The 9,351-nt window shown below is 65.6% G+C and carries 11 protein-coding genes; 4 read left to right on the top strand and 7 right to left on the bottom strand.

Features of this window, described 5'->3' with window-relative positions; genetic code table 11:
* The 7 genes from PMN64_RS40135 to PMN64_RS40105 all read right to left on the bottom strand — a co-directional run.
* Positions 1-189: ribose-phosphate pyrophosphokinase-like domain-containing protein (locus PMN64_RS40135; RefSeq protein WP_411784735.1), on the bottom strand; the 189-nt coding region annotated here is incomplete at its 3' end.
* A gap of 180 nt (positions 190-369) precedes the next feature.
* Positions 370-990, bottom strand: coding sequence for a hypothetical protein (locus tag PMN64_RS40130; RefSeq protein ID WP_411784734.1), 621 nt, complete (start codon positions 988-990; stop codon positions 370-372).
* 102 nt (positions 991-1,092) lie between these two features.
* Positions 1,093-2,025 (bottom strand): MerR family transcriptional regulator, encoded by a 933-nt coding sequence (locus PMN64_RS40125; protein WP_028344318.1) that lies wholly within the window; start codon positions 2,023-2,025, stop codon positions 1,093-1,095.
* A gap of 74 nt (positions 2,026-2,099) precedes the next feature.
* A complete protein-coding gene (gene pgeF, locus PMN64_RS40120) occupies positions 2,100-2,867 on the bottom strand; it encodes a peptidoglycan editing factor PgeF (RefSeq protein WP_411784733.1) in 768 nt (255 codons plus the stop codon).
* Entirely contained in the window at positions 2,864-3,922 is a 1,059-nt protein-coding gene (locus tag PMN64_RS40115) for a class I SAM-dependent methyltransferase (RefSeq protein WP_411784736.1), read from the bottom strand. The genes pgeF and PMN64_RS40115 overlap by 4 nt, the downstream gene beginning before the upstream one ends.
* A gap of 99 nt (positions 3,923-4,021) precedes the next feature.
* Positions 4,022-4,864 carry a prolipoprotein diacylglyceryl transferase gene (lgt, locus tag PMN64_RS40110; RefSeq protein WP_411784732.1) on the bottom strand — a complete coding sequence of 281 codons (843 nt, stop codon included), beginning with the start codon at positions 4,862-4,864 and terminating at the stop codon, positions 4,022-4,024.
* A 15-nt stretch (positions 4,865-4,879) separates the two neighbouring features.
* The gene (locus PMN64_RS40105; protein ID WP_411784731.1) at positions 4,880-5,614 is read right to left on the bottom strand and encodes a dienelactone hydrolase family protein; all 735 of its coding nucleotides are present in this window, start codon (positions 5,612-5,614) and stop codon (positions 4,880-4,882) included.
* Between the two features lie 178 nt (positions 5,615-5,792).
* On the opposite strand from PMN64_RS40105, the gene PMN64_RS40100 reads away from it, so the two are divergent.
* The 4 genes from PMN64_RS40100 to ychF all read left to right on the top strand — a co-directional run bounded on the left by PMN64_RS40100 (position 5,793) and on the right by ychF (position 8,868).
* Positions 5,793-6,053: an accessory factor UbiK family protein gene (locus tag PMN64_RS40100; RefSeq protein WP_028344323.1), complete on the top strand. Its 261-nt coding sequence runs from the start codon at positions 5,793-5,795 to the stop codon at positions 6,051-6,053.
* A gap of 263 nt (positions 6,054-6,316) precedes the next feature.
* On the top strand, positions 6,317-7,039 hold the full coding sequence (locus PMN64_RS40095; RefSeq protein ID WP_028344324.1) for a 50S ribosomal protein L25/general stress protein Ctc: 723 nt from the start codon (positions 6,317-6,319) through the stop codon (positions 7,037-7,039).
* Between the two features lie 55 nt (positions 7,040-7,094).
* A complete protein-coding gene (gene pth, locus PMN64_RS40090; protein WP_028344325.1) occupies positions 7,095-7,709 on the top strand; it encodes an aminoacyl-tRNA hydrolase in 615 nt (204 codons plus the stop codon).
* A gap of 61 nt (positions 7,710-7,770) precedes the next feature.
* Complete coding sequence (gene ychF / locus PMN64_RS40085; protein ID WP_018269814.1) at positions 7,771-8,868, top strand: redox-regulated ATPase YchF; 1,098 nt, start codon at positions 7,771-7,773, stop codon at positions 8,866-8,868.
* The last annotated feature ends 483 nt before the right edge of the window (positions 8,869-9,351 follow it).

Genomic DNA, 9,351 nt, shown 5'->3' with positions numbered 1-9,351 from the left:
CGTCGACTGCAGGATGAACATGTCCGAGCCGCGGACATTCTCCTGGATCTCGACGAAGATCTCCATGTCGGCAAAGCGCCGGACCACGGCCTTGGTCAGTTCGATGCCAAGTCCCTTGGCGATGTCCTGCGCCAGCGCAGGATTGGAGTTGCCGGCGACGAGTTTGATTGATCCGTTCTTTGCCGACATCGATGCTTCCCCCCGCGCCTTGCTGGATACGACGTTCAGCATCTCAAGTCCTTACAGAACCGGCGGGTTTTCGGTGCGCGAGGGAATATCAGGCAGGCGCCTCCGATGGCAACCCATTAGCCGGCCTTGGCCGCCGTTTTTCCTGGGCAAAAAACCCATTTCCCCGGGAGATAACGGGGTTTAGTCGGCGGAATAGCCGAGCGCCACGGTCTCGGGCGCGGCGGGGGCCGGGGCGCTTGCCACTGTGGGCCCGCGGAGGTCCGGTGCCGGGGCGGGTGCGAGGCCGTCCGCCGGGCCGCCATTGAGCATGCTGGAGAGGCCGCTGAAGCCGGCCTGGGCGATCTTGCGCAGCACCAGGTCGTCGGCGGCTGCCCAGGCGTCGCGGCCGGCCTTGCCGGCGGGCTCCTCGCCGGAGAGCCGCAGCGCGCGTTGCTGGTTGCTGTCGTAGACGTCCCACACCCACGAGATCATGGTGCGGCCGCGCACCACCTGCGCCGACAGATAGCTGCGCACGCGATAGGCGGCAGCGCCCTGGCGCGACACGATCGACAGGCTGCGCAGCTTGGACTCGCTGTCGAGCACGCCGACCATGCGGTCGAACACCTGGGGCGGCGGGCCGTCGATCGATTCGAACGCAACCGTTGCGCCGCTGCTTGCCGGCGTGGCCATGGCGTAGGAGTCGGCCACGTTGCCGCCGGCCGCGCAGCCGCCAAGCGCGCACGCAATCGCGAGCCACGAGGCTGCGACCGCGGCACGCACGGCTGTCCCAGTTTGAAACTGGCGGTTCGACGCTTCCCTCATTGCGTCCTGCGATATCGTTAAAACGGCTTAACGTCTAGGGCAGGACGGCCACAGCCCTTAACCGATCCGGGCGGCGCGCCACGAGGTTTCGGATTTCCCTGCTCAGTCAGAGAGATGGTGCCGCATGGCCTCGGTGATCCAGGCCCATTCGCGGTTCGGGCTCGCGTCCGGCGATTGCCCGCGCATGATGGCGACGAGCTCCCAATAGCGCGCGGCACGGGCGTCGTGCAGGGCATATTTACCGCGAATCCAGTTGCGGAATTCCGGATCAGGTTTTCGCTTCAGCAATCGCGCCGATGTTTCCAGCCAGTCGCGCGCCAGCGCTTGGCCCGCCTCCGACGCCGGGCCGAGGTCGCGCGCGATGATCTCCCTGGCTCTCGCCAGCACGGTTTCGTTGGCCGCTTGCCAGGCGGCGAGATCCAGCACGTGGTGATTCCAGACGTCCTCCGCGTTGGCGCGGATGTTGGCGACGAGGGAAGGGTCGTTGAGCATCTCCGAAAGCTCGATCCAGGCATCGCACTGCTCGGGCGTCGGCTCGTCGGGCAATTCGGGCACGCTGGTCTCGATCATCTGCCGGATCCATTTCCGGTCGATGTTGATGCCGTCGGACACCTTCTCGAAGAAGCGTTCGACGACGTTGCGGCGCTCGGTGCGGGATAGCTGCGTCATGGTCAGGAATCTCCTCAGGTCTGCTTCGGTGAGTTGCGGTGAACGCAACGCAGCCCGCAGGGCCGAGGCGACGCGGCGCTGCGCCGCGATCTCCGCTTCCAGCGTCTCGAGGCGAAGCTGCAGCGCCTCGACCAGCGAGAGCTCCTTGGTCAGGACCTCGCGGATCGCGTCGAGACCGAGCCCCGCATCGCGCAGGCAGCGGATCAGGTCGAGGCGAACCAGTTCGTCGTCGGTGAAGACGCGATAGCCGCTCGCGGTGCGGCCGGCCGGCGGCAGCAACCCCTGGTCCGAATAGAAGCGGAGCTTGCGGACGGAGATTCCGCTGAGCCGCGCCGCCTCGCCGATGCTGTAGGTGCGTTGTGTCATGCGCCGCTTGTCCGGTCTCCAGCAGGTGGAGAGTCAAGACGCTTGTCGCACAAAAATGAGGAGGACGCCCGGCGTCAGCTTTCCAGCGCGATGGCGTGAACGAGCCGGCCGTAATCGGCTTCCTTGCGGTGCACGGAACGGCGGTAGCTGAAGCAGCGCTCGTCGGAATAGGTGTCGATGCCGAGATCGTCGATCATCAGCACGCCGGCATTTTCCAGCCGCATGCGGATGAAGCCGGCAAGATCGAACATCGCGTGTCCGTCGCGTTCGGCGGGCATGAAGAACATGCCGTTCTCCGCATCGGCCTCGATGAAGCGTTCGACGAATTCGTTGCCGACCTCGTAGGACTCCTTGCGGATCAGCGGGCCGATCGCGGCGACGATGCCGCCGCGCTCCGCGCCGAGCTTCTCCATGGCGTCGATGGTCGATTCCAGCACCCCGGTCAGCGCGCCCTTCCAGCCGGCATGCGCCGCGCCGATCACCCGCGCATTGGGATCGACGAACAGGATCGGGCCGCAGTCGGCCGTCGTGACCGATATCGCAAGGCCCTCGGTGCGGGTGACGAGCGCGTCCGCCTTCGGGCGCACGGCGCCGTTCCATGGACCGGTCACGACCACGACGTCAGGCGAGTGAACCTGATGCACGCTGACGAGGTGATCGAGCGGCACGCCGAGCTGCGCCGCCATCCGCCGCCGGTTCTCCGCGACCTTGGCCGGATCGTCGCGCGAGCCGAGCCCGCCATTCAGCGCGGCATAGATGCCCTCCGACACGCCGCCCTCGCGCGAGAAGAAGGCATGGCGCAGGCCCGGAATGGCCGACAGCAGCGGTGATCCCAATGTCATTGTTCGGTCTCGTCAGGCTGATCGCTCAATCCGGCGATCGAGGTGAGGCGCGGGTCGGAGATGGCCATGACCTTGAACATCGAGCCCATCCCGCCGCGCCCGGAATCGGTCAACCGCTTCAGCGCGCCGGCAATGTCGGCGGAGACTTCGGGGCTTGCTTTCGCCATCAGTCCGGCGGCGCGGGCCTCGACGCCGAGGCGCTTGAGGAAGTCGCCCTGCGTCGCCGGTCCGTGGACGCGCGCGCCGACATCCTCGGCGGCTCGCGCCAGGGCCTGGAAATCGACATGCGCGGTCACATCGGCCTGTCCCGGGTTCTTCAACGGGTCGGCGAAGCCGTGGCGCGCGATCGCCTGGAAGGTGTCGCCGGCGTCGCTGCGCAGATGGCCGTAATCGATGATCAGCGCGGCGCCGTCCTGGTCGCGCAGCCGCGTTGCCAGCTTCATGATCTCGTTGTCGGGCCGCCACTCGAACACCGCGCCGAGCGGGGCGGCGCGCACCAGCGGTGGCAGCAGCACTTCGAAATGCGGTGTCGGCTCGGTGGCGGGAGCGAAATACAGGTTGCCGTTGGCATCCATCCCGACCGTGCGCTCATGCCAGCCGGTCTCGCGGCGGACCATCTGGTGGATCGGCAGCACGTCGAAATATTCGTTGGCGAGGATCACCGCCGGTCCCTCGGGCACGTCGTCGATGCTGTCGTGCCAGGTGATATCGCGCACGCCCGTCAGCGTCGCGTACTGCTTCTCGCGCAGCACCGGATTGACCTCGACGAGGTGGATGCTGAGCGACTGGTAGAGCGGCGGCAGCACGCGAAGCGCGCGCAGGGCGTCCGCCATCATGGTGCCGCGGCCGGGGCCGAGCTCGATCAGGCGGAGCGTCTCAGGCGAGCCGATCGCGCGCCAGACCGAGGCGCTCCACAGCCCAAGCAGTTCGCCGAACATCTGGCTGACCTCGGGCGATGTGGTGAAATCGCCCTCGCGGCCGAGCGGATCGCGCGACAAATAGTAGCCGTATCGCGGATGCATCAGGCACAATTCCATGTAGCGCCAGACCGGCATCGGCCCGGACAGCTTGATCAGCTTCCTGATCTCATCCAGCAGCGGGGAGGGTTCGCTCACGGCCTTCCTTGGATTGCACTTGCTTTGGATTGAACTTGTTCAGGTTGAACTCGGCGCCGGACCGCTCGCCCTGCGGCGGACGGCGGCCGTGATGAGGATAACGCCAACGATGATCATTGGCACCGACAGCAGCATGCCCATGGTTAATCCGCCCCACAGGAAGCCGAGCTGCGGGTCGGGCTCCCTGAAGTGCTCGCCGATGATTCGGGCAACGCCGTAGATCGCAATGAAGCTGCCGAGGATCAGGCCGGGACGCTTGAGCGCCCCCATCCGGATCATGACGGCCAGCGCCGCAAACAGCACGATGCCTTCAAGCCCGGCCTCGTAGAGCTGGCTCGGATGCCGCGGCAGCGGCCCGCCATTGGGAAAGATCATGGCCCAGGGCAGGCCCGGGTCGGCGTGACGGCCCCACAATTCGCTGTTGATGAAATTGGCGAGCCGGCCGAGGAACAGCCCGATCGGCGCGACCGCGGTGGTGATGTCGCCGAGCGACAGGATCGGGATGTCGTTGCGGCGGGCAAACAGCATCGCTGCCGCGACGCAGCCGAGGAAGCCGCCGTGGAACGACATGCCGCCCTTCCACAATTCCAGGATTTCGGCCGGATGCGCGATGAAGAAGGGCAAATTGTAGAACAGCACATAGCCGGTGCGGCCGCCGACGATGATGCCGATGGTGACCCAGAGGATGAAATCGTCGAGCTGCGGCAGCGTGATCGGCGCCGGGCCGCCCCACAGCCGCTCCTTCTTGATCAGCGAGCGGGCGTAGATCCAGCCCAGCACGATGCCGACGATGTAGGCCAGCGCATACCAGCGGATCACGATCGGCCCGAGCGAGAGCGCGACGGGATTGAATACCGGAAAGTCGATCAGCAGGAACGGCATCGTGCGTCTTGAGGCTCAGCTCACGAGGTTGCGGCGGTAAAGCGCCAGCAGCCGCTCCCAGTGGCGTTCGGCGGCGTCGCGGTCATAGACCGGGCGCTTGGGGAACGCAAAGCCGTGATGCGTGCCGGGATAGATCTCCACCTCGTTGTTCGATCCCTTCATGCCGGCCTTCACCTGCTCGATGATGTCCTGTGGCGCGTGGATATCGGTCTCGGCGCAGGCGAAATAGAGTTCGGCCTTTGTCTTTTGCGCGGCAAGATGCGGACTGTCGGGCTGGTCGGTCGCCAGATGCGTGCCGTAGACCGAGGCGGCGGCCTTGACGCGATCGCCGAAATGCGTCGCCGCGTTCACCGCGTAGCGGCCGCTCATGCAATAGCCGACGGTGCCGATGATGCTGGTGTTCGCGGCCTTCTGCGTCTCGGCATAGGCGAGCAGGCCCTTGGTGTCTTCCATGACCAGCGGGATGTTGAGCGAGTGCATCAGCTCGAACATGCGCTTGCGCTCGGGCGATTCCGGATCGGGATTGATCGGGCCGAGCTCCATCACGCCGGCGCGGTAATACATATTGGGCAGCATCACATAATAGCCTGACGTGCCGAGCCGGCGCGCCATGTCGCGCAGCTCCTCGCGGATACCAGGCGCGTCCATGTAGAAGATGACGACCGGGAAGGGGCCGCCGCGCTCGGGATGGGTGATGAAGGTGGTGGTCTTGCCGTCCTTGGTCGGGATCTCGACGGTCTCTTCGATCATGGCGTTTCTGCTCGCGTTATGTGTGCGATTTCTGTTGTGAGTTCATACGATTGCAAGGAAACCGGAGCATGACAAGGCAAGCCTCGGGAGGCCTGCCATTCGCGGCGGACTTGAACCGGATGGCTGAGATCGCCATTGTCTTTGGCGCGAGGCCAGTGAACGCGGAGAGTTTTGCGAGATGACCCAGACCAGCAACCGGTTTTTCGATGAGATCGGCCGTCTGATGAACGATGCCGCGGGCGCCGCCCAGGGCGTCAAGCGCGAGGTCGACACGGTCATGCGCAACCAGGCGGAACGTATCCTGCGCGACCTCGACGTGGTCAAGCGCGAGGAATTCGACGCGGTCAAGGACATGGCCCGCCTGGCGCGCGAGGAGAACGAGACGCTGAAGGCCCGGATCGCGGCGCTGGAGGCCAAGCTCGGCGGCTCGGCGGGCTGAAACGGCATGTACCCCGGATGGAGCGAAGCGAAATCCGAGACCTCTGCCTCCGCGGGGCCGGCCCCGGATTGCGCTTCGCTCCATCCGGGCTACGATCCTCCCTCGGTAACCCAAGAAAAATCCCTTCATTTCCTTGTCATTTCGGCCCTTTGGGGCTAAAAGCCCGCCACGTCCGCGGCCCCCGCACCCCTGGAGGCTTGCTGTGGACCTGAGCATGGGCCGCGCTGCGGCCTTTAACTTTTTAAATACAAGGACTTAACGCTATGGCGACCGTCAAGGAATTGAAGGCGACCGCGCGTCCGAAGAGCGGCAAGGGGGCCGCCCGGGCAGAGCGTCGCGCCGGGAGAGTTCCCGGAGTGATCTACGGAGACAACCAGCCCCCGGTGACCATCTCGGTCGACGATCGTGAACTGCGCCAGCGCATCCTGGCGGGCCGGTTCCTCACCACGCTGTTCGACATCGATATCGAGGGCAAGAAGCATCGCGTGATTCCGCGCGACTACCACCTCGATCCGGTGAAGGACTTCCCGCTCCATGTCGACTTCATGCGGCTCGGCGAAGGCGCGACCATCCGCGTCAGCGTGCCGCTTCACATCGTGAACGGTGAAAGTTCGCCGGGCGTCAAGCGCGGCGGCACCGTGAACATCGTCACCCACGCGCTCGATCTCGAGTGCTCGGTCGACAACATTCCGCAATACATCGAGGCCGACGTCGGCGCGCTGGAGATCAGCTACTCGCTGCATCTCTCCGACGTCAAGCTGCCCACGGGCGTGAAGTCGCTGACCCGCGAGGACGCAACCCTGGTCACCATCGTGCCGCCGTCCGGCTACGCCGAAGAGCAGAAGGCCGCGGCTGCGGCTGCTGCCGGTGGCGCTGCTCCGGCCGCGGGTGCTGCGGCTCCGGCCGCCGCGGCGGCTCCGGCTGCGGGTGCTGCGGCTCCGGCCGCGGGCGCCAAGGCTCCCGCCGGTGGCGACAAGAAGAAGTAATCGATCAGGTCGGCGCGCGATCGTCTGATGGCGCGCCGACGCGGGATGCCGCGCCATGCGCCTTTTTGTCGGTCTCGGTAATCCCGGCGCGAAATACGCCAGCAACCGGCACAATATCGGTTTCCTGGCGGTCGACGAGATTGCACGGCGTCATGGTTTCGCACCATGGCGCCGTCGCTTTCAGGGCGAGACCTCCGAGGGCGTCGTCGATCGTGAGAAGGTCGTGCTGCTGAAGCCGGCCACCTACATGAACGAGTCCGGGCGCGCGGTGCAGGAAGCGGCGAACTTCTTCAAGCTCGCGCCCTCCGACATCACCGTGTTCCAGGACGAGCTCGAACTGCCGCCCGCCAAGGTGCGGGTCAAGATCGGCGGCGGGATCGCCGGCCACAACGGCCTGCGCTCGATCTCCGCGCATATCGGCAACGAGTATCGGCGGGTGCGGCTCGGGATCGGTCATCCCGGCGTCAAGGAGCTCGTGCACAGCCATGTGCTGTCGGACTTCGCCAAGAGCGACCGGGCGTGGGTGGAGGCCTTGTGCCAGGCCGTCGCCGACAATGCCGGCCTGCTGGCTGCGGGGCATGACGCGTCGTTCGCCAACAAGGTGCATCTGACGATGCAGTCCAAGGGATTTTTCGACAAGGGTGAGAACGGCGGCGAGAAGCCGGCCTGATCTCCCTTAATCGTCATCGGCACGAGCCCGCCATGACGAACCAGAGATTATTGAGGAAGACATGGGATTCAAATGCGGGATCGTCGGGCTGCCTAACGTCGGCAAGTCGACGCTGTTCAATGCGCTGACCGAGACGGCGGCCGCCCAGGCGGCGAACTATCCGTTCTGCACCATCGAGCCGAATGTCGGCGAGGTCGCGGTGCCCGATCCGCGGCTGGAGAAGCTCGCGGCGGTCGCGAAGTCGGCGCAGATCATTCCGACCCGGCTGACCTTCGTCGACATCGCGGGCCTCGTCCGCGGCGCGTCGCAGGGCGAAGGCCTCGGCAACCAGTTCCTCGCCAACATCCGCGAGGTCGACGCCATCGCCCATGTGGTGCGCTGCTTCGAGGATTCCGACATCACCCATGTCGAGGGCAAAATCGCGCCGCTCGCCGACATCGAGACCATCGAGACCGAGCTGATGCTGTCCGACCTCGACAGCCTGGAGAAGCGCGTCGACAACCTCTCGAAGAAGGCCAAGGGCAACGACAAGGAAGCCAAGGAGCAGCTCGAGCTCGTCAACCGCGCGCTGGTGCTGCTGCGCGACGGCAAGCCGGCGCGCGCGCTGGAGCGCAAGCCGGAGGAGGAGCGGGCGTTCCGCATGCTCGGGCTGCTGACCTCGAAGCCCGTGCTCTACGTCTGCAACGTCGAGGAAGGCTCGGCCAAGGACGGCAACAATTTCTCCAAGGCGGTGTTCGAACGCGCGAAGGAGGAGGGCGCGGTCGCGGTCGTGATCTCGGCCAAGATCGAATCCGAAATCGCGACGCTGTCGCGTGAAGAACGCACCGACTTCCTGGAGACGCTGGGCCTGGAAGAGGCCGGGCTCGATCGGCTGATCCGCGCCGGCTACCGGCTGCTCGACCTCATCACCTATTTCACCGTCGGCCCCAAGGAAGCGCGCGCCTGGACCATCGACCGCGGCACCAAGGCGCCCGCCGCCGCCGGCGTGATCCATACCGATTTCGAGAAGGGCTTCATCCGCGCCGAGACCATCGCCTATGCCGATTACATCGCCGGCAACGGCGAAGCCGGCGCGCGCGATGCCGGCAAGCTGCGCCTTGAAGGCAAGGAGTATGTCGTCGCCGACGGCGACGTCATGCATTTCAGATTCAATACCTAAGCAGGCGATCGCCAGCTGCGCGCAACGGCGGCGGCAAACTGAGCCTCGCTTTCTCCCCACGTCGTCCCGGGCAAGGGAAGCGCGACCCGGGACCCATAACCACAGGGTTGCGTTGTTGAAGCGAGCTGTGGCCCCAGCTCGCTCCATCCCACGTCCTGTGGTTATGGGTCCCTGCTTTCGCAGGGACGACACTGAGTGTGCGGGTGGCGCTCTTTCCCACGTCGTCCCGGGCAAGCGAAGCGCGACCCGAGACCCATAACCACAGGGTTGCGTTGTTGAAGCGAGCTGTGGCCCCAGCTCGCTCCATCCCACGTCCTGTGGTCATGGGTCCCTGCTTTCGCAGGGACGACACTGAGCGTGCGGGTGGCGCTCTTTCCCACGTCGTCCCGGGCAAGCGAAGCGCGACCCGGCAACTGTTATGTCGGTTTGGTCTGTAGGTACGGCTTTCGGTCTCGCATCATGGCATTGAGGACCGTGAGCAGC

Origin of the sequence: Bradyrhizobium sp. UFLA01-814 (assembly GCF_046718885.1) — a bacterium.
Taxonomy (GTDB): domain Bacteria; phylum Pseudomonadota; class Alphaproteobacteria; order Rhizobiales; family Xanthobacteraceae; genus Bradyrhizobium; species Bradyrhizobium elkanii.
The sequence above is the reverse complement of the archived record's forward strand: the minus strand, read 5'-3'. Positions and strand labels throughout refer to the sequence as shown.

Bases quoted from the DNA above. Each gene is read 5' to 3' on its own strand.
- PMN64_RS40130 (WP_411784734.1), bottom strand. From the start codon at position 990: ATGAGGGAAGCGTCGAACCGCCAGTTTCAAACTGGGACAGCCGTGCGT.
- PMN64_RS40125 (WP_028344318.1), bottom strand. From the start codon at position 2,025: ATGACACAACGCACCTACAGCATCGGCGAGGCGGCGCGGCTCAGCGGA.
- pgeF (WP_411784733.1), bottom strand. From the start codon at position 2,867: ATGACATTGGGATCACCGCTGCTGTCGGCCATTCCGGGCCTGCGCCAT.
- PMN64_RS40115 (WP_411784736.1), bottom strand. From the start codon at position 3,922: ATGCCGGTCTGGCGCTACATGGAATTGTGCCTGATGCATCCGCGATAC.
- lgt (WP_411784732.1), bottom strand. From the start codon at position 4,864: ATGCCGTTCCTGCTGATCGACTTTCCGGTATTCAATCCCGTCGCGCTC.
- PMN64_RS40105 (WP_411784731.1), bottom strand. From the start codon at position 5,614: ATGATCGAAGAGACCGTCGAGATCCCGACCAAGGACGGCAAGACCACC.
- PMN64_RS40100 (WP_028344323.1), top strand. From the start codon at position 5,793: ATGACCCAGACCAGCAACCGGTTTTTCGATGAGATCGGCCGTCTGATG.
- PMN64_RS40095 (WP_028344324.1), top strand. From the start codon at position 6,317: ATGGCGACCGTCAAGGAATTGAAGGCGACCGCGCGTCCGAAGAGCGGC.
- pth (WP_028344325.1), top strand. From the start codon at position 7,095: ATGCGCCTTTTTGTCGGTCTCGGTAATCCCGGCGCGAAATACGCCAGC.
- ychF (WP_018269814.1), top strand. From the start codon at position 7,771: ATGGGATTCAAATGCGGGATCGTCGGGCTGCCTAACGTCGGCAAGTCG.